A 25,118-nucleotide genomic window follows, 5' to 3' on the forward strand; every position below is an offset into this window, starting at 1 on the left:
TCGTAAAAAGCTCGTAGCCCTAATAGCAGTGATCATCTCCTTTGTTGGCAATCAAGCCATAGTCTTTACGAAGGAGAAGTCTCATGACTAACAAAAATGATACATTAGCTTTTAACGAATACCCAGCAATTAAATATCTGCAGAGAGAGAAAGGTGATTATCTAATTGGCAGTGATTTAGAACCCATGTTTGTCTTTAGTGCTTTTGGAGCGCTAATATTAAAGGTTGTGTTTGCTCATAAGAAATTACCGAACAAAATCACTAAGAAGCTTCAAAAGAAACTAAAGCCGTTTAACAATCAAAAGCTTACCTTTGAGCATCATGATAAGCATATCGAGCAAATAATTAACGATGCAATTACATGCGAATTAGCCGTTTGCAAATTTCATAATGAATCCTTCCGCTATGTAAATGTAACAGCAATAGGAAACTACAGCCATTACTCAAATGAAGATGCAGTACGTTACCCTGTTTCAAGAAAACACTTCGGTGATTTTTTAAGCATAGTTGAAGATTTTACTTGCAAACTTCGCGAAGACGGTTCGACAGCGATCAATTACCTCAAACTTAAATCAGGGCTAGAATTTGACCTAAGACCGGAAATTGGTCCATTTTACATGGACGGCATTACTTTAACGGCAGAAAGCCTTCTCATGTTTAAAGACATGGTAACCAACTACGAGTTTAAAGAATCGGAGATATTCTAGATTCCGTTAAAAGTAAAAAGGTGGTGATGGCCACCTTTTTTTATACCTTTTCCAAGCTTTACGACAAATGCCTTGTCGTAAAAAAATCCAATCTGATTTTGCCTCTATTGTACCTACCGAAACCTTGGTTAAGGCTGCTTAACCACTCTTTTAACTAAAAACTACGAGTAAGTATAAATGACTGAACATACGAACAATTCCAGCCATGTAAACCAAAATAAATTCATTACTGATGAGCGTATAGAAATCAAACTATCCAAGGGTAACGATTATGAAGAAATCTTGCCAGATGGCAGTGTCAATTACCCCTACATTCATGGAATTCCGGCTTTTAGTGAAGGTACCACTTGGTTCTGTGTGAAACCTTAATTTTTATTTTAAAGCGTAAAGCTCATTATCTTTACGCTAAACAAACCTACTTAAACGCTTCACTTTTGCATCGAGTGCCTGTCAGTGAAGCTAAGGAAAATTAAATGTCTAATTCAAATGTTCAATACCACAACTCAATTAAAGCTCAGATCAAGACGTTCAAATTATCAGGCGAGCGAATTGAGCTCGGTGAAAGGGCTTATAGTTTAACATCAGGTTTTATCGCTGATATGTCTAACTGGAAAGTTAGTCTAATTAAAGACTCTACACTTGCTAATATTTCAATTTTTCAAGGCGTAAGCAAAGACTCGTTAGTTATTGAACTCGAACACTCTGATAAGTACGTTACTGCTGATCATTTAAGAGATGTTTATGCGGTTGTAATTACTGAGAATCAACTAGAGTACGTCGTTGTTAAATCGTGGTATCAAAAAGGAGGAATGGAGCTTGATACGTTTACACTACCTACAACTTCTTCATTTGGGTATTTCTCAGCCACAACGTGCTTAAACATCTTACTCGCTTGCAAAATAAGTATTAAAGCATCTACAAAAATCAATGAGCAGAAGAAGCAAGCAATACTCAAGTTAATCGAAGTAGACCACGCTTTTGTTCTTGGGTTTATACAACGCATACCTGCTTCACCGCACGAGAAACAAGCGCAGTGGCTCCATTATGAAATTCAAAGGATGACTGCAGCCTTATATACCAACAGTCGGTATTACTGGTCGCTACTGGTTGATCACAAGCCAAGTGATTATGACCTCCAAGCACTCAACCGTTAACCAAAACTTTTAACTAAACATCTAAATGTATAGGGCGAGCACCATTCTGTGGTCAAGTGCGCCCTTAAGGAATTGAAATGAAAAAAGAACTCAATATACCCAAAACATGGCAATACCAAGTCAAAGAAGCTGTTATTTCGTCGATTGATATGAGTTTTGCTGTTGATATGGTGTCACTGATGCCTGTCGATAATTGCTCACACGAAATTAACATTCTACTTCTACCGAATAATGGCCTTAGTTTTACAGTAAAACAAGATGAAAGCTGGCAAAGCTATGAAAACCTAGATGAACTAGCTAAGCACTGCAGTAACCCTAAAATCATTCAAGACGTGTATTTTGGCCTTTTTAAATTATGGCAATGCTTAACACCAGCAAAAGCAAGAAAAATGATACTTCGCAATAAACTGTATCAAGAAACTATCGGCGATGCGGCAAAAGATAAAACGTCGTCAATTTATTTTGACAGACTCGCTTATGTTACAGGTCACCTATACCGCTTTATTAAAAGCTTATTACAAAATAAGTCACCCAATTGGTCAGTGATAGCTGCACCTATAATTTATGACTACACCCCGCCTACTCATCCGCAAACACTTAATGATGCAGAGGCTTAATATGAAATATCTAGAGAATTACGTTTGGCAAAAGCAGCCACTATCCATTGCATATATCTTTGGTGATATTGGTGTCAGTGATGATGTTTGTGTTGACGCAATAGCACTTAAGGGCGGTGATTTCGGTGAAATTGCGATTATCAATAGAGAGCAGCGTGAACTATTGGTGGCATATAAAAAAGTTAGTTACCAAACAATGCAAGTAGAGGATTGTGATCCTGCACGGTCAGAACCAATTAATATCAAAATACCTGACACTAAAGGACAAGCATCGATTAGCAATCTAGAAGATTGTTACTGGCTCTACCGTGATGTCCCGTTCACTCATGCAGTATTAACCGGTGTATTTCGATTAGCACAAATCTTAGGTGTATTAAAAGGTCACGCTTTAATCGAAAAAGCAACACGCATTAATAAGTTAATAGAACAGTACATTGGGCAAGAACCTTGTACCGACTACCACCAAACGCTGTTTAATGAGCTAACTTATCTTGCTCGTATCATTCGTCATTAACTTCAAACGATAAGCACGCTGATATCGTCAGCGTGCTTTTAAGGAATCATTATGAATAAAGTTACAGCTGCACTGTATTTTGCAGGCATGGGTATTCATGTTTTTCGGGTAAAAGAAAACGGTAAGACACCTTTAAACACTGGCTGGCAAGATGAAGCAACAACGGACATTAACACACTAAAAAACTGGTTTAACAGTGGCAAATACAACCTTGGTCTTGCAACGGGTGAAATATCAAAATTTAACGTCATTGATGTTGACGTTAAAAACGGTGTTGATGGTCGAGAATCACTCAAGGAAAGGTATGGAAAGATTGTTAGTCAATCGCCAATTTTACAGTTTAAAACACCAACAGGCGGTTACCATATTCCAGTGAAGTGGACACCTGAAACTAACGTGTCAAATGGCTCAAAAGTTTGTGGTTTGGATGGCGTTGATGTTCGTGGTAACGGCGGATATATCGTTGCTGCACCTTCTACGAGTGTTATCAATGGCAAACTTGTCGAATACGAAATTAATGATCCGGATTTACCAATGGCAGAACCTATTGGCTGGATGGAAGATCTACTGCTGAGCCATAAAAACAAACAGTCGGATAAGTTTAATCCAACACAAGTGATGCAGGGCTTGTCTCAGGGAGAACGCAATGAAACCCTATTTCGTTATGCCTGCCACTTACGTGCATTTGATATTGACCAAGTATTACTCATTGAATTCGTTCTAGAAGCAGCCAGAAGGTGTACTCCACCGTTCCCTGATGATGAAGCTATGCAAGTGATCAAAAGCGCCTATAGCTACCCTACACAAGTAAGAAAACATAATAAACCACTTACTTTATCGGAGGTATTATCATGAGTGAGACTTTACAGCCGCGCGATACGTTATCACTGGCAATATCAGGTCAATTGGAAGCCATTGAAAAACTAGATTTTAATCAAATAAGGGAGCTTTGCTATTTAGATCCAGAGTTTGATTATACAGATTCTGGTAATGCAAAACTTCAAGTTAATTTAGTAGAGAATAAAGTTGTTTGGGTAGATGAGCTTGGTAATTTTGCTTTTCATGATGGGCGTTGGCAACAAGACGTTAATGGAGCGACAATTCGATTAGCAGACTTGTTGTTGCAACGAAGAAAACAGGAATTATCTGTCTATCGAAAATTAGAAAAGAAGCTTCAAAGCTTCGGTGATGAATTCAATACTAAGCCTGTTATCAGGATGGTTGAAGCACGTATTAAAGAGTTAGTACAGCACTGTAAAAAGGTACAAAGCAAAACTACTATATTTGCCATACGTGAGCTATTTAAAGCGCAAAAAGGAATTACAGTGCCACTAGCAACCTTTGATAGTAAAGCGCATTACATTGGCGTAAAAAACGGAATTGTAGATTTGAGAAATGGTAATTTTATTACTAATAAACCAGAATATCTGATGATGAAATCGATGGCTGTTTCATTTGATAAAGATGCTACTTGTCCGCGCTTTGAAAAGTTTGTCAGTGAAATTATGTTGGGCAATAAAGAAATGGTAGCATTCATCCAGCGGCTTGTTGGGCAAATGATATTGGGCATTACCAATAAAGATAAGTTCGTTATTTTAATTGGCTCAGGGCTTAACGGTAAAAGCGTTTTAATTGATTTATTGGTACAAATACTTGCCGATTACGCTGAGCAAACTGAATCCGATATCTTTACCGATAGGCGTAATAACAAGGAGTACTTTAAAGCGGAGCTTGTTGCAAAACGTTTAGTATCTATGAATGAATCAAGCCGTGGTGACAAACTTGACAGTGCTATGATTAAGTCGTGTGTACGCAGTGGTAAAGTGGTTGCTCGCTCTCCGCACGGTAAACCCTTTACTTATCAACCAATGTTTACACCAGTATTATCAACAAATTTCCTATTGGATATACCTCAAGATCCAGCGGTATGGGAGCGATTATTAATAGTACCATTTGATTATGTCGTGACTGATAACAAACGAGATCCAAAGCTCAAAGAAACACTGTTTAAAGAAGAAGGTGCTGGCATCTTAAATTGGATGGTAAAAGGTGCTCAAATGTTTCTAAACGAAGGGCTCAATGTACCTGAAGAACTTTTAGCGAAACAAGATGGTTATCGACGTAAATCTGATAAAGTTGCACAGTTTTTAACCGACAGTTGTACTGAAAATGTATCAATTAAAGACACCCTATATTTACAAGCAAGCTATAATCAACTGCGTGATGGTTTTTTTATCTGGTGTAAGCAGAATAATTATCCACAACCAACTAGTGGTGATTTTAAAGAAGAACTCCGTAAAAAAGGCTACAAAATCGGTAAAGATAATAAAGGTAGTTTAGTAGTAAATGGCGTATCAATAAGCGATTTTACAACGTATATCTCACTTAAATTACACGACCCGAACATAGAATCAGTAGTAGGGCTTTGATTCTAAAAGCTAGCAGATGATACAGACCAAGTTTCAGGTGACAATATTGTAAAAACTATAAGCTGAATTAGTTTTTATATATTTTTACTTGAAAAGTGGTCTGTTTGGTCTGTATATCATTTAACTTGCTTACTTTTTATTTTTTGGTAATACGTTGAAGCCCCAGCTGGAGTTAAACCACAAGTGTTAATAAATTCTGAAATAATATCTTTACGTCTGACACCTTCCTGATTTCTCATTTTCAAATAAACGCGTGTGGCTTTATCCATCTTGGTTTCCGTTGATTCACTCTTGATTATATCCACAATAGTTCTCCATAAATCTTATTTTAGTATCTACGTTTAACTGGGCATCCAGCAACAGTTGAAAAACAACTAACCCTTGTTGATGATTAATTAACTAAATTACGAGATGTTTATGATGATTGAGAAACAAATACGATTACCTAGTGGACAACTGATTGGACGAATTACTGATGTTGGTAATCGTATTGAAGCAAGAAGAACAGACGGTGTATTACTTGGCTGGTATTGTAAAGCTTCGGACAATACCCGTCTGGCAAACGGACATTTATATTGCTGGGGGAATGGGGTTCAAATGTTACTTTGAACCCTTCTTATTTTTATCAACTTTCACTTTTGAATTACTGTTCAAATGTGTTTGTATTGGTGACTGATTAGCGGCTCTAACACGATATTCCAAGTAAATAACATGTTCTCCTGATTTCTGATCAAACACTTGTTTAACACGCTTCAGCTTTGAATTACCGCCAGATTCGAAACCGAACAGTTTATCAAGTATATACAGCGCCTTATTCCACCAGCCAGCTGATGATTCATGTAAAACATCATTTAGCAACATGGTTATCTCCATTTGGTTGTAATCGTTCCAAAATATCACGTGCTTTAGCTGTAATATCTTTTCGTTCAAGGTGTGCATAAATTTGAGTGGTTTTTATGTCTGTGTGACCAAGCACTTCTTTTACTTCATAAAGGTTTAAACCAGCTTGTACTAATCGACTTGCACAGGTATGACGTAAATCGTGAATTTTGAAGTTCTCAATACCAGCTCGTTTTATAGCCGCTCTAATCCCCTTGGCTTGATAACCTCTTGGCTGTCCTGTTGAGTTCGTAAATACAAATTCTTCAGATAACCGATTTTGAAATCGACGTTTAAAAATCTCTTTAACACGGTTTGTCATGTAGATAATTGATTCGTTTCTAACCTTGGGTCGCCATAGGTTTAATGTACCTTCGACAATATTTATTGAATCCCATTTAATAGCTGCAATTTCTGAGTATCGCGCTCCAGTATCTAGAAGGCAGACAACCAAATCGTAATTATCTTGATATCGACGGTTTTCTTCCGCTGTTCTGTACTCATAATCAGGGCGAAACGGGCGTTTGCGTTTGGGGTCTAATTCGGTAAGCAACCTTGCTTCTTCTTCGTGGGATAAGTAACGTAAACGATGCTTAGGTAACTTAATTTTAGGGAACGAAACTTCTTTCACACTGTAACCATGCTCTTTAGCCCAATTTACAGCACTTCTAATCGCTTGAAAGTTATGTTTAATTGTTTGCGGTGCTATACCTTCTTTTTCACGAGACACCTTAAATTTAGTTAAATCTGAGTCACGAATCTGGTCTACGTAAACATCGACATTAACTCGCTCTGTTACTGTTTTGACATTGGAAAATGCATAATTTTGGCTTCCAGTACCTTGCTTTTCGTTAAGGTAACCATTCAACGCATCACGCAATGTAATTCTTGGTCGTTCTCCTAATTCATCAATCTTATGGAGTTCATCTCGCCATTCTCGCTCCATACGCTCAGCTGTACGTTTATTGGTCGTCTTTGAGCTTTTACAGTAAGTTTTTCCGTTGAAATTAAACTGGATGTAATAATTACCAACACCGTTTCTTTTAAATACACTCATAATCATAAATCCTATCAAATTGACTCTTACCGAGTCGTTTAGCTTCATAGTTATTTATGCTTGAGTTCAACGGGCTTACCAAATCTCGGCGAAACTTTTATCAGCGTTCAGTGCCAAGTTAAGTTATTAATTGTTATTGAGAATTTCAACTGCTTGATTTGCTACAGCCTTTTGCTCCAAGTGAGAATAGCGCTGTGACATTGAAATATTTGAGTGCCCTAAAAGTTTAGAAACTGCAAATAAGCTCATACCGTTTTTAACTAGTTTGGACGCTGTTGTATGACGAATGGAGTGAGTGCAAAAACCTTGTAAGCCAAGTTCTTTATAAACATTTTGGATAGACTTAGGTGTTGTTCTACGTAACCCCCCCTTTTTCGATGGAAAAACTAACTCTGAATGCTTAGTTGTGGTTTGTCTTCTATTAAGAATATCCAACGAACGATCCGTGAGTTTTACTATCGATTCAGTATTAGTTTTAGTGCGCCATAAGTGAATTTCACCGTTTTTTAAATCAACCGAATCCCATCGCAATTGTTGAATTTCATTTAATCTAGCCGCAGTATCCAATAGCAAAACTACTAGATCATAATCATCAGGATTCTTGTTCAGTCTTAAGCGCTCAAGCAATTGAATTTCTTCGCTCTGAGATAAGATTCTGGTGCGTTGGTTGTTTACACGTATTCTCGGTATAACTAAATTATCAGGCTGTAAATAACCTGCTGATTTCGACCAATTAAGAATCCCCTTTAAAGTGGTAAGCATCAACCTGATAGTACCTTCTGTTACCCCATCTTTACGCCTGAGGGACACTAATCTAGTCAAATGACAGCCATTCAAACCATGTAATTCCGCTTGAAGTGAATAAACTCGAGACAACTGAAAGTTCAGTGTTCTAATTTGTGTATCAAGGTTTTCCTGATTGACCGATCCCATCTTACTACTTGCGTATTCCTGTATTGCATCAGCTAAAGTGATCGTAGGTCTATCACCTAATACTTGCTGTCTATAAAGTTCCTCTCGTAGTTGGCTCTCAAAACGCAAGGCCAACGACTTCTTAGTGGTCTTAGTACTGCGAATTACTACATTGCCGTTGATTTTGATTTCGCAGTAATAGTATCTTGAATTCTTACGTTTATAAATTGACATATTGCCTTCCAAAGTCTCTTTTATCCAGTTTCCAACTTTTTTCTCCTGATAGACAACAGTATCAATACCTTCTATTCGACCTTTAATTCACTAGTACACCTAAATCATTTGAACTGTTGCCATAGCACCACACGACACCGTACAATGTACGTATAAAATATAAGTGTAATGCGTATGAAAAACGAAAGAATAGAAATTAGAATTCCAGAAGAGCTTAAAGAGCGCTTAGAAGCTCATTGCAAGGATTACTACACAACGCAAAGTGAAACAATTCGTCAAGCATTGGTGCAATACTTAAACAAAGAGCGGAAAAAAATTGAAAAGAAATAATGTTCCATCAGGTGGGTTAGTTTCACTTATAGATACTTTTTTTGAAATAATAGAAACTCCAAAAGTACAATTTTCTAAAAAGCTACTCGAGTCTGCTGAAGATTTTCTAAATAAACTCAGCGCAAGCCAAGAACCAAAGAGAGCAAGATCAGCAGCTATTAGAGCGATAAAAAGAAAGTTAAAGCTAGAAGATAGTAATTTTAAAGAAATAGTTAACTCTGCAGCTACTTACAAAGTATATTTCAACACCGTTGAAAAAAAGGAAATATACGAAGCACTTTGCAATAATAATTTATTGCAATTAGAACGATTGCTTGATTCAAAAACTCTATCCAGCAATGATAAAGATCATATTTTATCTCAAATAAAGTTAATCTCTGATAATAAAGTTTTAGAAGAATTCCATAATCAAGTTGATTCCCCACTAAATAGAAGAACTAAGGAAGTAGATTCATCATTGAAGGAAACAATGTTAGAGGCCATTTTTTCCAACTTTATATATGAGCTTTTTGACGAAAAGCATATACATTGTCTAAACTCTGGCATTGACGAGTCGGAGTATGAGTTTGACTATTGGGACTATATAAACTCTAACGACAACTTTAGTAGAACGAAGTCTCTACAATATATTTTTCTAAATGAAGAAAAATATTCCCAATTAGACTACTCATGTATAAGAGAGCTTGTTTGTCAGTTTATTTCTGAGTCTTTTGACGCTATAGATAATCACGGTTATTTAGCCATACACATTCATAAATCGCAAAGCCACTTATGGGAACTTGCTTCAGATATTGTGCTCTTTGCAGAAAAATTCTACGAACATAAAGAAGAAATCAATTATTTTAAGCCTGAAAAAATTGAAAAAATAACGTCAGATTATTTGGACATAATATTTGATGAGGGTAGTTTCACTAAGATAAATGAAGGCTTTTTCTATAAAGATACATTTTGCTTATATTCTGATGATGGAGAGACGGCTCCAGATCTACTTATTCTTTTCAGAAAAGATGTAAGAGACGAAACAAAAATTCCATGCCCTAAGTGCAGATCTAAGCAAGTTCAAGGAAATAGCTATCCTAGGCTTGGAGTTAAAAGCTGGGAATGCAAAAACTTGATTTGCGCAGATCGAAGTATGTCTAATAGAGGGAAACGCTTCTCCTATGAAAGCATATTAAAACAACAGGCTATTGATTGCCCAGACTCACAAATAAGTAAGAGTATACTTAGTCGCTGGAAACGCGACATACTTTACAGCGTTAACAAATCTGAAATTTATGAGTATTTAATAAAGTGTTATTCTTTGCCAGGCGATGGAATAACATTTTTTAACGCTAAACCAGTTAATGATTTTGGTAGAACAATAAGCACAAATAGTCACGTAACTGGAAAACTTGATCTTGGATGTTGGGAAAACTTCATTTCATCTGATTTTTTTAAGCGCTGGAATTTTGACCGTAAAAGTTGTATGTCATCAGAATTAGTTGCTCATGAACTAAGTAATCAAGTACATCTACTTCAGGGTGACAGTGAATTTACACTAAAGAGCTTAGCCAGCGACTCTATTTCAGGGGCTGTAACTTCCCCACCATACTATAACGCACGAGAATACTCTCAATACCCCAATTTATATTGTTATTTACATAAGATGCGAATGATTTCTAGTGAAGTATTCAGAACTCTCGAGCCTGGTTCTGTATTCGTATTTAACATTTTTGACTACTTTGATAATGAAAACATTATTATAAGTTCAGCAATGGGTAAGAAACGCATGATATTAAGTTCGCTCATTGTTCATTCATTTCGTACTCTTGGCTTTGAATATATTACAAATATACCTTGGGATAAAGGCGAAATTGAAGGTAATAGAGCCTATAACTCGGGTAATTTAACCCCTTATTATCAGAGCCCTCTCAATTGCTGGGAACATAACTTAATATTTAAAAAACCAGGGAAGCGAACTTATGAATGGCCATTTGTATTAAGGTGTAAACCCGTTATAAAAATGGTGAAAGGAAAAAATACTTATGGGCATACAGCGCCGTTCCCTGAGTCAATTCCTAACTTACTAATGAAAAATTTAAAACCAGGTGAATTAGTATTGGACCCCTTCGCAGGCAGCGGAACTACAGCTATCTCAGCAAAAAAGCATGGTATAAGATGCATATTATCTGAAGCGATGGATGAATATGTGGAGTTAATTAAGAAAAAGCTCAATTAATGTAATTGAGCTTTCAAATTAGTCCTCGTTTGATTCCATAGAATCAATTTCATAGAGCCCTTCTTTTGATAACCAGATTGCAAGGGCCCAAGCCTCTTGGAAGCGAATAGCAGCCATAGTAAGGCCATAATTTCGACATAACTTTCCAAAATCTTCGATGTTTTTAGGTTTATATCTCAGCAGTACGTATACTAGCACCGCAGAAGCCTGAGCAAACGATAATCCACCCAATCGATGAGAGCCTCTTTTTATGACATTTTCCCTTTTCGTTAGAAGTTGGAAATTGTCTAGTGTGTTTGCTTCTTTTGGATCTTTTCCTTGTCGAATAAAATGCTCTTTGGGAACCTTATGATCAGCTTCTAACCAAAGCCTTTTGCCTGAAACTTCACACTTTCCAGACTGCTCATAAAACCACTTAAATACATGTTTCATTGCTTGTCTTGGAGGATAGTTAGGCTTTACTTGTTCCGCAACAGCTGTGCCTACTTGTGGAGGGTTTAACTCCGAGCACATGTTGATGGCAACATCTTCCCAAGTGATCAGGCCAAAATCAATCAAGTGCAATACAAAACTTTTCCACTCATCTTCGCCCCAGTTTGGTTGTTCAAAACAAACTTCTGTTTTAGATGCCAATATTATTACTAAGATTTCTTTTGCAGGATTAAAGCCTATGAGCTCATAAATATCAGGGTAATAAACACCATTAAAATCGCCAAGTGAGCTATACCCTTTCTTAACTAATTTATCTTTATTTCTCTTTGATAATACTGGTAAGTCGGATACCGCACTTGTCTTCTCGAAGAAAAAATTAACATTAGCCTTGTAAACAATTTCGTAAAAAGATTTCTGCTGTTCTTCTTCGAGATCAGATATTAATTCCATAAAATTAACATCGCTAACATCCGCCAACACATCGATACCTCGGTTATTAAGGACAACACGAGTATCTTTTGTCAGCTCAGTCAATTCATCTATATTTGTCGTCAATGTATTTTTGGTCGACATGTAAATCCCTTTTTAACTTACTTATAAAGTATAAGTATGCCTTGCTCAGAAAGCCCTGTAAATCCATAGAGTTAGTTGGATTGAACTATGCGCTATTAGGGGAAGTGTTAGCTGAAATTAGATTGATACTCTATATACTGGAGTATTTTGCACTTTTTTGAATAAACTTAAGGTTTAAATAAATTAAACAAACAAAAACGTTAGGTATGAAGTATCGTCACTGCGTGTTTTGGATTGATGATATTTTATTAACTAAAACTAGCGTTATTACAGATAACTGTACGATATTATTGATGATAAACATCATCATTATCTTAAACGAAAGGTGCTGCCCTTGACTTGTGAACGTTATCAAGCTTGCTGCAAACGTTATAAAAAGACAAACAATTGATACTTTATAAAGGGAAAAAAACACTTCTGCATTTCCATCTTCAAGCCACCGTTTGAAGAACTTATATTTCTGTAATGAAAATAGAAAAGTTGCCATAGCCGCAAGGAAGCCAAGCATTGTGAAGCTAAAACCAGCAACAATAGTAGCCAGTGTTCTTATGTCAGTGAAACCTAAGCTGATACTATATTTGGCTTTTATAAGAAAATAAATGAACCCAATAATCACACCAATTGCGGGAGAGAAATAAACCCACTTTTTAAGCTTTTTGATTTCCGTCTTTCTCATTGCCCCCCCCTAAGTCATCAAAATACTTTTGATCGTTAGCAGATACAAGGTTAGCATCAGTATCTGTCTTTGCGTTCGTCAGGTTGCTTATAAATGAGTTATATAAAGTTTGGAGTTGAGCATTTGAGTCAAACTTTTCACCTATCTGATCGGCAAGAGACTTACGTTTAGCTGAAGGCGATAATTTATCAGAAAGAGCGTTTTCATTATCCAGCCAATAGTCCATCAACTGACCTTTGAGTTCGCTGTGTTTCGCTTTAGCACCAATTCGAACGATCCCAGATTTATCTTTTTTATTTATAATTTTCTTTAAAGCTTCTTTGATATTCCCCTGCGTAGACTCTACAGTAATCTTAAACCCACCAATGCCAGAATTCGTATCTCCAAAGAGTTCAGAAAGTATAGCTTTACCAGAGCCATTATCCGCATCGACATCAACAAAGATGCTATTCACAACCTCCATTTCTAGTAAGTCTTTTTTAGTCGCGTTGGAAGTTAAAGCAGTGAATTCAATTTCGTAATCGTTTAATCCTAACTTCTTTATCAAGTTATTAAAGTAGTCTGCAAAAGTATCAATTCTTGGACAGCTAACCCCACTAGCGATTGCTAAGATAGAGCGATCAGATGAAAGGTGGATGTGGGAAGTAAAAGCAACTTTTTCGTTGTTATGCAACTTGTCCTTGATGTCACCAACTGAAATGCTGTTTTCATTTATCCGCTTTAACAAGTCATTATTATTGGTTTTCAAGAAATAATACGTATTTTTATAACCGTCTATTTTGGCTAGATAAAGCTTTTCATCGCCATATTTAAAGCTTCCTTTTAATGCATTATTGTTAGATTTACAATAAGCAGTCAAAAGATCAGAGATGTTGTGAATTAGTTTCTCTTGTGTTGATATTTTCCTTATAAAATAAGAGAAGTAATACAGCTTCATTTGCAACATCCATATATAGTTTAATAGTGATTAAATCTGGTACGGATTAACTTACCATAACTCCCCAAAAATGTAAGCACTTGCTCTTTTGAAAGAAAAACTTTAAAAGGTAACGAACAAATACAAACCTCGTTACGAATACGGTACAACCAGTCTTGTGTTCTCACTAAACTTCGCTATATCTGCACGGAGGCCACCTTGCCAACTGGGCCTCATAATCGTTAGGTCCCCAGTTCAAGTCTGGGAGGGGCCACCATTTTTACAAGCTTCCCAAGTAACCACCTACTAACAGAAATTATCCTGTGCTACCTCTGTGCTACTTTAAAATTAACATAAAGCATGTAATATGCTTAGTATACATAATGTTTTTTAAATATTACTTTTGTTAAAAGGAAGTCGAAATGGACGGATTCACAGTATCGCTACTTGCATCTGCAACATATAGCTTAATCTCTAAAGGTGTAGAGCTTACAACTTCTACATTAAAAAATGCACTTCAGAAATGGTTGCTTTCAGATTCAGATTTAGAAAAGATTGTTAATTTATCTAAAGAAGCACGTATCGATGAAGACTGGTCTGAAAGAAAAATTGAAAAACACTTTAATAATTTACCTGAGGTGTTAGATATAGTTTCAAAAACTAGGACTAACCAAAACGTAACGGTGAATCAAACACACTCTGGTATAGGGAATAACGAGGCAAATATTAAATTTTAGGGTTAATTCTATATGCAAAAATCAAGTATCAATTCATCGCAGGTACATAACGGGAATGGTCAAAATGAATTAAACTTGAATAATAGCAGAGTCGACAGACTTGAGTTGCAGCAAGTTACTAAGCATGTAGTTGAACTCGCTCCCGATAAAATTAGACAACCTTTGTCAAACGCTATAAGTTTAATAACCCAAGGCAAGCAAAATGATGCAAATCTCATAATATCCACTCTTGAATTGACCCATTCATTAAATAATGAAGCTAGGGTTGCATTAGTCGCTTTAAAAGTATTATCAGATAAAAGTCCTGAGTCAGATGCCATAACACTTTTACTTGAAAATAAGAAATCATGTCATAACCCCTTTGTACAAGATCTTATTGTTGCCTCTTTGATTAGGAAAGACGTAATAAATGAGGATTTTGATGTTGCGCTTGAGCGATATTTGAGTACACCTGAACCAGGTACTTTAACAAATACCTTATTCTTAAAGTGGTTAGCCGATTACCAAAGCATTAAAGATTTTTACGAAAATAATAAACCAGACCTTACAGAGGATACCCTTGTAGCTATCATTTATGGATACCTTAGAGTTAATGCTGTTCAAGAGGCTAAAAAAGTTGTTGATAGTATTAGAAGAAGAAAACAAGAGTTCCCTCAACTAAAGAAGCTTGATTACCTCTGTAGAGCAGCGCAATTAAATAACATTTTTAGTGAATCTCATTACTGGACTATAAATTTCGAAGAAAAGGCTATTCTTGATAGTGTTATTGAAGACTCAAAGTACTTCATTAATTGCCAAGAGATTGATAATAATGTCATAAGTATAATCTGCGCTTGTTTATACAATACTAACTTTGAGGATTTTGAGCTAGTTGATCTATGTGTGAATAACGAAAACATTCAAAATAAGTTACCGCAAGAAATTAAAGAGCAACTACTATTCTTAAAATTTGAAAATCCTAAAGTATTTAGTGATCAAGAATTGGTTGAACTTTTAGAAACTAAATCAAATCCTGAATTAAGCACTTCAATTGCAGATAAAATTGCTACAGAGTTGAAACTAAGTAGCCTTCAGTTTTTATATATTCAAAATATATTCAATAAAGAACGGCTTAGGGAGTTATTAGCTAAGGGCCTTACTGTAGATATTGATGATGAGTTCACTAGGAATGTTTGTGAATTAAAACTCTCATTAATTGCTAATAAAGAGTCTGCTGAGGCGGCTGGTATATCTGTTCTTGCGGATAATTTAATTCAACATATTGAAAGGCAAGGGACAAAAATTCAACCACCATTTTTAATGGAAATAGCAAAGGGACTGCAAGAGAAGAGGCTTTTTGAGCAAGCGATAAAACTAATTGAACTCGGTTTACCAAAAGAGGCATGGCTTTCTCCTCTTTATGACTATTACTTAGAACTACTTTTTCAGTCAAAACAGTATAACAAGCTCACTAAATCGCTGGAATTTCTATCCGAAGCTAGATGGAATTTTAACTGTTGGGCTCTGAGGGTAAACTTATATCAAATAAATACAGATCTCGATTCAGAGATTGCCACTCTTGAGCATTTGATAAAAAATCATGCAAAAAACATATCAGTTTGGTGTTCGCTTACGCATGCATATGAAAGAGCTGGAGCAAAGAAAAAAGTCATCGATTTATCTCGTCAAATTCCTACTATACTTTTTGAGAAACCAACTGATGAAGCTTGGAAAATTTTTTTTTCGATGATGAGAAATGGATTATTTAAGTTTATAGAGCCGTTCTTATTAAAGTGGTTTATAGATAGCCCTGAAACTATATCAAAACCTCTTACTGATTTTGCTCTCAATGGAACAATCAATGGAGTTGAATATGAGTTTTCAGATAAAGTAGATAATATCTGCTCATGTTATGTTTTAAAGACCTCTCAAGGTAAAGAGTTAATCAAACTTATTATTGATGGGTATGAAGGAAAACATAGTAACCTCCTAGATTCGCAATCTTCCCATGCTGAATCTCTGATCCAAGGTACTGTGGGGGATACTATTCACTTTGGCGTTGAAGAATTTACAATTATAGAAATAGTGCCCCCATTTTTGGGTGCTGCATGGAGAATCGCTCCCAAAATAAGAACTCAGCAGAATGATGGTTCTGATGCGTTTCAACTAATAGAGCTCCCTTCAGGACAAGACGAAAATATCACTAATTCAATGGCTCAGGTCATTTCAAAATTAACACGTACGAAACAACCGAATGAAATCCAAAGGCACTCTCAATTGCCAATACAAATAAAAGGGAATTGGTTATTCGAGACTAATAACCTCGAAAATGTCATACAAGTGATTCTTGATAAAGATTGTTTAAAAAATCAGTTTCCAGTAACAATTTCAGAGTCGAAAAACATAGTACTTGATTTGTATAGTGTAGGTTTTATTTCACTTTTAGGTTTCTATGAAGTGTTCTCATTCACAGATCGAAATTACTTTATCACCCCAATTACCAAGTCTCTTTTGGAGAGTTGGTTAGAACACTCAAAGAAGGAGCACTTACGAGCCAGCGTGGGAGCAGCCGGAAAACTTATAGTTAGTAATGAAAAACACATTTTAAATCAGAGATTAGTGAAAGGTGTAGAATTTGTATTAAAGAATGCTGCACTAACCCAGACCCAGCTAGAAGATATACCTATTGGCCTTGTAAAGTTTGAAGACTTTATGGATAGTTCGACGTTTTCCAGTTTATGTGCATGCTCTCTGCTTGGTTATGATTACTTATCTTTTGACAACAGTTTTGTTATGTTATTCAAAGACTCTGACTTAACTTTCGCTAACGCTAATGAATTGTACTTAGAAGCTTTAGATCAGCTTTCATTGAAAGAGCAGCAATTCAATTTGTACTTGTTGTATATGGCGAATGTTAATGTCCCTGTGAGATACAAGACTCTGACTCGTTTGGCTAGCACAAATAGGTCGGAAGCTTTATCATTAATTGCTCAAATAATTAAAGGGTGGAAACCTAATGAGCAAGATGATGAAAGGTTTTTTAATCTTTTATCCCTACTTGTTTTAGCTGGCCTTCGTCACAAGTTTTTCTCTAAAGATATAATTGCGGATAGTGTCGGGACTAAATTGATTTTCACAGCATTAAGTTGTGCTCGACTAGATAAAGTTGAAAAAGGATTTACAGAAGATATGGTAATAACTTTATTTATTAAAGTACTTGAAATTTCTCCTCAAGAAAAAAGGTTTTGGCAGTTTATTAAAGCTCACTTTGATGACTTTGTAATATGTAATTTCCTTGATCTTGAATACATAAATCAAGAGGTCATAAGGCTCTTAACAAAGCAGATTAACTCTTAGTCGTACCGACTCGAAGAGATAGGGAGTACTCACAGTGTTGCTATCGCAATATTACTACCCATATTGACTTTATATCTATTACTCAACTAATCAACTAAAAACCAGAATCTGCTTTAAGTCTGTATAGAGTTCATGAGAGTTATTACTTTAAATAAACTTCAGTAATTTCAGCCCTGAAATGGCCTAGCTCTTGCGATACTGTCTCGAGAGCTATTGCCCTACTTAAACCGAAACTCCTTAGCTCAGCCATTCTCTCTTGTGCGTTACGCCTAAGGCCATGTCCGCCATTAGAAAAGAAGAGTGTATGACTAGATGCTTTTGAGAATGAGCATGACCATTTATGACCACCACCAATATCATAACGTTGCAAATAGTTAATTTCCCTATCACGAACCGTTATAGGCTGTGCTAAGCGCTTTTTTAAAGCTGGGAAAAGCGCTTATAAACATACAGAAACTCTAAAGAGGCTAATCGCATAGGATTTATTTTGAATTTAAATCACTTGCTAATAGGCACTCTAGGGACATAATAAAAAGATAGGGAAAGGCTTCATATGACACTTGATGAACTAGAACAACATGCCATAGCTTATGCTAAAAAACACAGAACACGTATTGCCCGTGAGTTAACAGACAAAAATCAGTTTCCTCCCGATACAAGACCGGTTTCTGTTTTTATGGCAGGTTCGCCTGGTGCTGGAAAAACGGAAGCTTCAAAAGCTTTTTTAGAAGAGATTGGTGCTGATAATGTACTCAGACTTGATCCCGATGAGTTAAGAGAGCAAATACCTGGTTACACAGGTGATAATTCTTATTTATTTCATCGTGCTGTATCTTTTATTGTAGAGAGGACACTTGACCATGCTTTTAAAAATAAACAGTCATTTTTGTTAGATGGTACCTTGGCAAGTTATGATGTTGCAGAAAAAAATATTGAGCGATCTATTCGTAAAGGTCGAAATGTGCTTATTTTGTTTGTATACCAAAACCCAGAATATGCATGGGAATTTGTTGAAGCTAGAGAGAAGTTAGAAGGGCGTAGAATTTTACCAAATACTTTTATAGATCAATTTTTTGCATCACAAAAAGTTATAAAGGAACTTAAGGCAAAGTTTGGAAGTCAAATTAAAGTAGATTTATTAGTTAAGAATAATAAGGGTCGAACACGCTTTTATCATGATAATGTTCAGGCAATTGAGCATCATTTAGATGAAAAATTCACTAGAGAAGATCTAGAGAGCCTGATAAAATCATCGTCCAGCTCAAAAAACGAGCTTTAGGAGTGCCTATGTTTTCAAATTTAATAAAGCCAAAGCAAGCTCAAAATTCTAAGCTTTCAGACTTTGTACTTGATTCAAGCTCAAGTGAGAAAAAGCGAGTTTATAATCAAGTTATTGAGCGAGCAATTTCCTCTCAAGTACAGGTAGTAAATAAAGCACCTGCTGGCCATAAGTAATTATTAAAAGTCCCTATGTGGGACTTTTTTGCTTAAGAAAGAAACCCAATTTCAAATAGATAGTTAAATTAAACACCTCTTATAGACCCAAAATTCTTTTATTAGCTTTACTAGCTTAATCTCAAAAATTTCTACACCTCTTTTTTATCCTTAAAATTCAACGAAATAAAATTATTTTTATTTTTTTAAAAATATTTTGTCAGGTTTTTTGAGTTTGTCTCGTCTATAGCTGCAAATGACACGAAGTTGTTCTATTTGGTGGTAGCGATAGGCAGTGTCTTATGTATCTATTTTTACGAAAAGGACAAACTCATGACGACTACAACATCAACTGTGAATACGCTAACACTTGATTCAATGAACGCACCATTTAGTGATGCTACTCTTTGGTTAAAAGAAGGATGGGGGCTATTTAAAAAAGCACCGTTTAAACTTTTTTTACTTATGACGCTGTTCGCCATTTTGCCTGGTTTAGTGCAGCTATTGCCTGCACCTACAGGTTTAACCGTATCTAAATGGTTAGCGCCTATGTTAATGGCAACGGTGTGGCCATTGTTGTTTAACCTGAATAATCAGCAAGGCTTTTCATTTAAGCACAATGCAACATGGGAGAAGTGGGGGCGAGTTGCCGTGTGGTCAGTTGTTGGTATTTTACTGGCGCTGGTGCAATTTGCTGTTGGGAGTACTTTGATTGGTAGTGAGCAGTTATCAGCTTTATTGTCAGGTCAGTTTGTTGATGTTGAGCGCTGGCGCGTTGGGGTCATGTTTGTATCAATTGTCCCTGTAAATATGTTGCTTATGTTTGTGGTACCTCTGTTACTTTTAAACAATGCTTCGCTTAGTGCAGCTGTTAAAGAAAGCATTACAACCGCATTAACGGTGATTAAACCATTAAGCATACTTTGTTTGATTAATATGCTTGTTACCTTTGTTGCCCCTTATAGTCTTTTACCTATGCTATTGGTGGGGCCTGTATTAGCATGTACCTTCTTTTGCGCCTATACTCGTCTGTTCAAATAATAATAAAAACATGGAAGTACAGTGAGAGCTGATGTTCAAATAAACACATTGCTGAATGAATACGCGCCACTGTTGGCGCGTGTTGCTGCAACCTACGAGATCAATCAAGCGCTGCAAGATGAGCTAATTCAAGAGATGTCGCTGGCTGTTTGGCGTGCTTTTGAAAGTAGCGACTCATCTGCCGATATTGCCTTTCGAGGTGATGCCAGCATGAAAACCTATATTGCCCGAATAGCTCACAATAAAGCGGTTGATCATGTGATTAAAGAGCAAAACCGCAAAGAGATGGCAAGCTCTGAAAGTATTGATTACACCCAAGCCTTAAGTGCGCATAAATCACCAGACGACAGTTTAGATTTAATGGCTGCCCTTAGTAAATTATCGCTGAAATATAGGCAGGTGCTTGCTTTGCAGCTTGAAGGGTTTAATCAAAGTGAGATAGCTCAAACACTGGGACTGTCTGAGGACGCGGTTGCTAAACGTGTAAGTAGGGCAAGACAACAACTTGCGAGCCTAATGGAGTAAATAAAGTGGATAAATTCGAAGCAGATGATCAATTAGCTAAGTGGCAGCAGGCATTCGTGCAGGCAACCCCGAAAGTGGATAGCGCGGCGTTAATTGCACAAACGCAAAAGTCGCGAACTAAGTTAAAGTTAAAAGGGTTAATCGACTCACTTTTAGGTATTGTGGTAACCGTATTTTGTATTTACGCCATGTTGTTTGAGGCAAAAAATACCTATGAAACCATTATGTTTGCGCTATTAGTACCTATTCCTTTAGGTTTTGGGATTTGGTCATACCGTTTAAGACGAAAGCTTTGGCGAGCAGAAACGCTAGACGTCAATGCAATGCTTAATTTTAAAGAGAATCAGCTGAAGCACCAAGTTCATTACTGGCATGTGAGTTTTATTGGCTGCGTTGTTCTTTGGTGCGCTTTGCTGATCGTTGCCTTGTTTAATATGGTTATGTTTAAAACATACAGCCTATGGCTTATCCAGCTTGGCATTAATGGCATTATCGTACTGGCTGTTTATATACGTTATAAAAAACTAAGAGCACAGCTTGCTAAAGCGCTAGAGAGTATTCAAGCAATGCGTGGATAATGCTTCTTGACGAGCCGTTCCTAAAACTTATATAAAGTGTTATTCAAATAATAATAAAGGATATATAGATGGAAGTTTTATACAGTATTTTGTTTTGGGGATCGCCTGTCGGCTTGGGTTTGTTCTATTTCTTATCATGCACGGGAGCAGGGGGGCTTTTTTGGGGGATTGCACAGCTTAAGAAAGCTTCATCTAATTAAAAAGCGGATGTGTGAAAACATCGGCTCATAACGACTTCGACTTGCGAAATATACGCTAATGAGTTGTTAGGAATACCATTACGGTCTTCACCTTATCGCTTTTCTCCCTCTCACCGCTCAGATATGCCGCTTATCTTTTTTGATAAGAATTGTTACATATTCGGTTTTATTGTTTTGCTTGAGAGGTTTATTATGGAGAAAGCGAAAAACTAATGATTAATTAGGTTTGCTAGTTTTTCGATAAATACATCAAAAAATAATTAGTACGGGACTCCCATGAAAAAAGTAACACTTACCGCGGCAAGTATTGCACTAGCCCTCGGTCTTGTTGGTTGTGGTGAAAAAGAACAAGAAACTAAAGCACCAGCAACTGCGGCCGTCACTGAAGCAAAAGCACCTTTAAATTCAGGTATTGAACTGGCGAACATGGACAAGTCTGTTCGCGCACAAGATGACTTTTACTATCACGTAAACGGCGAATGGTTAGAAAAAACAGAAATTCCGGGTGATAAATCAAACTATGGTTCATTCACTCAGCTTTACGATGATTCGCAAAAAGCGATGAAAGAAGTGCTAGAAAAGGCAGCGGCAAACACTAATGTTAAACCGGGTTCAGATGAAGCTAAGTTAGCGGCGTTCTATAACAGCTATATGGATGAAGCAGGCCGTGAAGCGGCTGGTATCAAACCATTAACGCCAGTACTTGCAAGCGTTGATGCAGTAAAGAGCAAGCCTGAACTTGTTGCTTTAATGGCTGAACTTCGCATTAAAGGTGGTAGCTTACCATTTGGTTATTATGTCAATAATGATGCAAAAAACTCGAGCGAATACGCGATGTATATTTATCAGTCTGGTTTAGGTTTACCAGATCGTGATTATTATCTAAAAGACGATGAAAAATTCACAAAAATTCGTGAAGCTTACCAAGCATACGTTACAGCTATCTTAAGTAAAGCGGGTGTAGCAGATGCAGAATCTGCGGCTAAAGCTATTATTGATCTTGAAACAAGCATTGCTGATGCGCAGTGGAGCCGTGTTGAAAGTCGTGATGCTACTAAATCTTACAACAAGATGAGCGTTGCAGATGCTAACAGACTTACTGGCGACTTTGACTTTGCAGCTTACCTTGATGCGTCAGGTATTAAAACTGAAGAGGTAATCATTCGCCAACCTAGTTACCTAGAAAAATTTGCAGGTATCTACAAGGATACAGACTTAGCAACTTGGCAGAATTACCTTAAGTTCCACTTTGTGAGCAACTACGCTGCACTATTAGATAAAGAGCTTGTAGATCTTAACTTTGATTTTTACAGCACAACGCTTCGTGGTGTGACTGAGCAATCTCCGCTTTGGAAAAAAGCAGTTGATGCATCAAACGGTGTATTAGGTGAAATGCTTGGTAAAGTATACGTTAAAGATAACTTCCCACCTGAAGCGAAAGCGCGTATGGAAGAGTTAGTTGATAACGTAATTAGAGGTTACGCAGTTGCGATTGAAAACCTTGAGTGGATGAGCCCAGAAACAAAAATCGCTGCAAAAGAAAAGCTTGATAAGTTCACGCCAAAAATCGGTTACCCAGATAAATGGAAAGACTACTCAGCACTTGAAGTTAAAAGCGATGATTTAGTCGGTAATTACATTCGCCACAGCGAGTGGGAGTATGCCGATATGATTGCTAAACTCGGTAAGCCAGTTGATCGCTCTGAGTGGCACATGACACCACAAACAGTAAACGCTTACTACAACCCAGTGAACAACGAAATCGTATTCCCTGCGGCTATCTTACAACCGCCATTCTTTAACCTTGAAGCTGATGACGCTGTTAACTACGGTGCAATCGGTGCGGTAATCGGCCACGAACTTGGTCACGGTTTTGATGACCAAGGTGCGAAATATGATGGTGACGGAAACTTACGTAACTGGTGGAGCGAATCAGACCTTAAACAGTTTGAAGAGCGCACAGGTCAGCTAGTAGCTCAGTATAATGAATATAAGCCGTTTGAAGATGCTAGCGTGAATGGTGAGCTAACATTAGGTGAAAATATTGGTGACTTAGGCGGCTTAACAGTTGCCTATACTGCTTACCAATTATCACTTGGTGATGAAAAAGCGCCTGTGATTGATGGTTACACGGGTGATCAACGTTTCTTCATGGGATGGTCACAAATTTGGCGTCGTAAATACCGTGACGAAGAGTTACGCAACCGCCTAATGACAGACCCTCATTCACCAAGCCACTACCGTGTAATCGGTATTCTTTCAAACATGCCAGAATTCTATCAGGCGTTTGATGTGAAAGAAGGCGACAAGATGTATATCAAACCAGAAGATCGCGTAAAAATCTGGTAATTGATTATCGATTTAAAAAAGGCTCTGAGTGAACGCTCAGAGCTTTTTTTGTTTGGAGCTGTCAGCTTTGACGTAGGAGGCGTTTTAACGCCGAAATTATAGATAATTTTTATGCGTGATGTTCACGGCTAAAGCCGTTCCTACGGGATTGTAGGAGGTGTTTTAACGCCGAAATGTTCAGGCGATCTTTGTACGTGATGTTCACGGCTAAAGCCGCTTCTACGGGGTTGTAGGAGGTGTATTAACGCTGGAATGATATATGATTGTTGTGCGTGATGTTCACGGCTAAAGCCGTTCCTACGGGGTTGTAGGAGGTGTTTTAACGCCGAAATGATAGATGATTGTTGTGCGTGATGTTCACGGCTAAAGCCGTTCCTACGGGATTTTAGGAGGTGTATTAACGCCGGAATGTTCAGGTGATTTTTTTGTTCGTGATGTTCACGGCTAAAGCGGTTCATACGAGGGTTTAACTTGATTCTTATACGTCTTTGTCTAGATTTAAGATAATAAATGGAGGGTTATGGATGACCGCACATTATCAAAATCTAAGAAAGCATAGGGTATCAATCCCATTTCATTATTACTCTGTTACCACTTCAACGCTTGATAGAAAATGTTATTTCTCTGACTTTAATAATGCACGAGCTTTAATTAACACTCTAAGGGCTATAGAAGAAATTAAAGCTAAAACTATCTGTTTTGTGGTAATGCCTGATCACCTACACTGGTTATTTCAATTACAAGATAAAGTACCTTTAGCTCGATTGATTCAAGAGGTCAAAGGGAAGAGTTCATATCTCATAAACAAGCAAACATGCTCTAAACGAAAAATTTGGCAGCCAGGATATTATGATTCTTTAATAAGGAACGAAGAACATTTGCTTGGAGTATCGAGGTACATCATCGCAAACCCATTGAGGGCCGGAATTGTTAAAAGTGTGCGTGATTACCCTTTTTGGGATTGTATCTATCTATAGGTAAATTCTTCACGGCTAAAGCCGTTCCTACGGGGTTGCAGGAGGCGTTTTAACGCCGAAATATTTAGGTAATTGTTGTACGCAATGTTCACGGCTAAAGCCGTTCCTACGGGGTTGTAGGAGGCGTTTTAACGCTGAAATATTTAGGTAATTGTTGTACGCAATGTTCACGGCTAAACCCGTTCCTACGGGGTTGTAGGAGGCGTTTTAACGCTGAAATATTTAGGTAATTGTTGTACGCAATGTTCACGGCTAAAGCCGTTCCTACGGGGTTGTAGGAGGCGTTTTAACGC

General features: G+C 37.1%; 26 protein-coding genes. 19 read left to right on the top strand and 7 right to left on the bottom strand.

Going from position 1 to position 25,118, the window contains the following annotated elements:
• Nucleotides 1-83: 83 nt before the first annotated feature.
• The 7 genes from L1267_RS14260 to L1267_RS14290 all read left to right on the top strand — a co-directional run bounded on the left by L1267_RS14260 (nt 84) and on the right by L1267_RS14290 (nt 5,421).
• The gene (locus L1267_RS14260) at nt 84-707 is read left to right on the top strand and encodes a hypothetical protein (RefSeq protein ID WP_235383223.1); all 624 of its coding nucleotides are present in this window, start codon (nt 84-86) and stop codon (nt 705-707) included.
• Between the two features lie 177 nt (nt 708-884).
• Nucleotides 885-1,076, top strand: a complete 192-nt coding sequence (locus L1267_RS14265) for a hypothetical protein (protein WP_235383224.1) — start codon at nt 885-887, stop codon at nt 1,074-1,076.
• Between the two features lie 104 nt (nt 1,077-1,180).
• The gene (locus L1267_RS14270; RefSeq protein ID WP_235383225.1) at nt 1,181-1,861 is read left to right on the top strand and encodes a hypothetical protein; all 681 of its coding nucleotides are present in this window, start codon (nt 1,181-1,183) and stop codon (nt 1,859-1,861) included.
• A gap of 77 nt (nt 1,862-1,938) precedes the next feature.
• Nucleotides 1,939-2,478 carry a hypothetical protein gene (locus L1267_RS14275; RefSeq protein WP_235383226.1) on the top strand — a complete coding sequence of 180 codons (540 nt, stop codon included), beginning with the start codon at nt 1,939-1,941 and terminating at the stop codon, nt 2,476-2,478.
• Between the two features lies 1 nt (nt 2,479).
• Nucleotides 2,480-2,992 (top strand): hypothetical protein, encoded by a 513-nt coding sequence (locus L1267_RS14280; RefSeq protein ID WP_235383227.1) that lies wholly within the window; start codon nt 2,480-2,482, stop codon nt 2,990-2,992.
• 51 nt (nt 2,993-3,043) lie between these two features.
• A complete protein-coding gene (locus L1267_RS14285) occupies nt 3,044-3,847 on the top strand; it encodes a bifunctional DNA primase/polymerase (RefSeq protein ID WP_235383228.1) in 804 nt (267 codons plus the stop codon).
• Nucleotides 3,844-5,421, top strand: a complete 1,578-nt coding sequence (locus tag L1267_RS14290; protein WP_235383229.1) for a DNA primase family protein — start codon at nt 3,844-3,846, stop codon at nt 5,419-5,421. The genes L1267_RS14285 and L1267_RS14290 overlap by 4 nt, the downstream gene beginning before the upstream one ends.
• Before the next feature lie 116 nt (nt 5,422-5,537).
• Here L1267_RS14290 and L1267_RS14295 read toward each other — a convergent pair whose 3' ends face one another.
• Entirely contained in the window at nt 5,538-5,690 is a 153-nt protein-coding gene (locus L1267_RS14295; RefSeq protein WP_235383230.1) for a hypothetical protein, read from the bottom strand.
• Nucleotides 5,691-5,838: 148 nt separating this feature from the next.
• Here L1267_RS14295 and L1267_RS14300 point away from each other — a divergent pair, with 148 nt between their 5' ends.
• Nucleotides 5,839-6,030 (top strand): hypothetical protein, encoded by a 192-nt coding sequence (locus tag L1267_RS14300; RefSeq protein ID WP_075594324.1) that lies wholly within the window; start codon nt 5,839-5,841, stop codon nt 6,028-6,030.
• Here L1267_RS14300 and L1267_RS14305 read toward each other — a convergent pair.
• The 3 genes from L1267_RS14305 to L1267_RS14315 all read right to left on the bottom strand — a co-directional run bounded on the left by L1267_RS14305 (nt 6,022) and on the right by L1267_RS14315 (nt 8,503).
• Entirely contained in the window at nt 6,022-6,282 is a 261-nt protein-coding gene (locus tag L1267_RS14305) for a hypothetical protein (protein ID WP_235383231.1), read from the bottom strand. The genes L1267_RS14300 and L1267_RS14305 overlap by 9 nt on opposite strands.
• The gene (locus L1267_RS14310; RefSeq protein ID WP_235383232.1) at nt 6,269-7,357 is read right to left on the bottom strand and encodes a tyrosine-type recombinase/integrase; all 1,089 of its coding nucleotides are present in this window, start codon (nt 7,355-7,357) and stop codon (nt 6,269-6,271) included. Before L1267_RS14310 ends, L1267_RS14305 begins: the two co-directional genes overlap by 14 nt.
• 126 nt (nt 7,358-7,483) lie before the next feature.
• A complete protein-coding gene (locus L1267_RS14315) occupies nt 7,484-8,503 on the bottom strand; it encodes an integrase (protein ID WP_235383233.1) in 1,020 nt (339 codons plus the stop codon).
• Nucleotides 8,504-8,677: 174 nt separating this feature from the next.
• On the opposite strand from L1267_RS14315, the gene L1267_RS14320 reads away from it, so the two are divergent.
• Nucleotides 8,678-8,833 (top strand): ribbon-helix-helix domain-containing protein, encoded by a 156-nt coding sequence (locus tag L1267_RS14320; RefSeq protein WP_235383234.1) that lies wholly within the window; start codon nt 8,678-8,680, stop codon nt 8,831-8,833.
• The gene (locus tag L1267_RS14325; RefSeq protein ID WP_235383235.1) at nt 8,820-11,051 is read left to right on the top strand and encodes a DNA-methyltransferase; all 2,232 of its coding nucleotides are present in this window, start codon (nt 8,820-8,822) and stop codon (nt 11,049-11,051) included. The genes L1267_RS14320 and L1267_RS14325 overlap by 14 nt, the downstream gene beginning before the upstream one ends.
• Nucleotides 11,052-11,069: 18 nt before the next feature.
• Here L1267_RS14325 and L1267_RS14330 read toward each other — a convergent pair whose 3' ends face one another.
• The 3 genes from L1267_RS14330 to L1267_RS14340 all read right to left on the bottom strand — a co-directional run bounded on the left by L1267_RS14330 (nt 11,070) and on the right by L1267_RS14340 (nt 13,669).
• Nucleotides 11,070-12,056, bottom strand: a complete 987-nt coding sequence (locus L1267_RS14330; RefSeq protein WP_235383236.1) for a hypothetical protein — start codon at nt 12,054-12,056, stop codon at nt 11,070-11,072.
• Between the two features lie 217 nt (nt 12,057-12,273).
• Nucleotides 12,274-12,732, bottom strand: a complete 459-nt coding sequence (locus L1267_RS14335) for a hypothetical protein (RefSeq protein ID WP_235383237.1) — start codon at nt 12,730-12,732, stop codon at nt 12,274-12,276.
• The gene (locus L1267_RS14340; protein ID WP_235383238.1) at nt 12,704-13,669 is read right to left on the bottom strand and encodes a hypothetical protein; all 966 of its coding nucleotides are present in this window, start codon (nt 13,667-13,669) and stop codon (nt 12,704-12,706) included. Before L1267_RS14340 ends, L1267_RS14335 begins: the two co-directional genes overlap by 29 nt.
• Nucleotides 13,670-14,070: 401 nt before the next feature.
• Here L1267_RS14340 and gapS6a point away from each other — a divergent pair, with 401 nt between their 5' ends.
• The 9 genes from gapS6a (at nt 14,071) to L1267_RS14390 (ending at nt 24,825) form a co-directional block, all read left to right on the top strand.
• A complete protein-coding gene (gene gapS6a, locus L1267_RS14345) occupies nt 14,071-14,385 on the top strand; it encodes a GapS6a family protein (protein WP_235383239.1) in 315 nt (104 codons plus the stop codon).
• Nucleotides 14,386-14,397: 12 nt separating this feature from the next.
• Nucleotides 14,398-17,721: a tetratricopeptide repeat protein gene (locus tag L1267_RS14350; RefSeq protein WP_235383240.1), complete on the top strand. Its 3,324-nt coding sequence runs from the start codon at nt 14,398-14,400 to the stop codon at nt 17,719-17,721.
• Between the two features lie 553 nt (nt 17,722-18,274).
• Entirely contained in the window at nt 18,275-19,000 is a 726-nt protein-coding gene (locus tag L1267_RS14360; protein WP_235383241.1) for a zeta toxin family protein, read from the top strand.
• Nucleotides 19,001-19,008: 8 nt separating this feature from the next.
• Nucleotides 19,009-19,176 carry a hypothetical protein gene (locus L1267_RS14365; protein WP_166338703.1) on the top strand — a complete coding sequence of 56 codons (168 nt, stop codon included), beginning with the start codon at nt 19,009-19,011 and terminating at the stop codon, nt 19,174-19,176.
• A 312-nt stretch (nt 19,177-19,488) separates the two neighbouring features.
• Complete coding sequence (locus tag L1267_RS14370) at nt 19,489-20,196, top strand: hypothetical protein (RefSeq protein ID WP_235383242.1); 708 nt, start codon at nt 19,489-19,491, stop codon at nt 20,194-20,196.
• 21 nt (nt 20,197-20,217) lie between these two features.
• Complete coding sequence (locus L1267_RS14375) at nt 20,218-20,721, top strand: RNA polymerase sigma factor (protein ID WP_235383243.1); 504 nt, start codon at nt 20,218-20,220, stop codon at nt 20,719-20,721.
• A 5-nt stretch (nt 20,722-20,726) separates the two neighbouring features.
• Nucleotides 20,727-21,299, top strand: a complete 573-nt coding sequence (locus L1267_RS14380; RefSeq protein WP_235383244.1) for a hypothetical protein — start codon at nt 20,727-20,729, stop codon at nt 21,297-21,299.
• A gap of 476 nt (nt 21,300-21,775) precedes the next feature.
• Entirely contained in the window at nt 21,776-23,848 is a 2,073-nt protein-coding gene (locus tag L1267_RS14385) for a M13 family metallopeptidase (RefSeq protein WP_235383245.1), read from the top strand.
• Nucleotides 23,849-24,372: 524 nt separating this feature from the next.
• Nucleotides 24,373-24,825 (top strand): REP-associated tyrosine transposase, encoded by a 453-nt coding sequence (locus L1267_RS14390; protein ID WP_135922770.1) that lies wholly within the window; start codon nt 24,373-24,375, stop codon nt 24,823-24,825.
• Nucleotides 24,826-25,118 lie beyond the last annotated feature (293 nt).

Source organism: Pseudoalteromonas sp. OFAV1, from assembly GCF_021532595.1.
GTDB lineage: Bacteria > Pseudomonadota > Gammaproteobacteria > Enterobacterales > Alteromonadaceae > Pseudoalteromonas > Pseudoalteromonas lipolytica_C.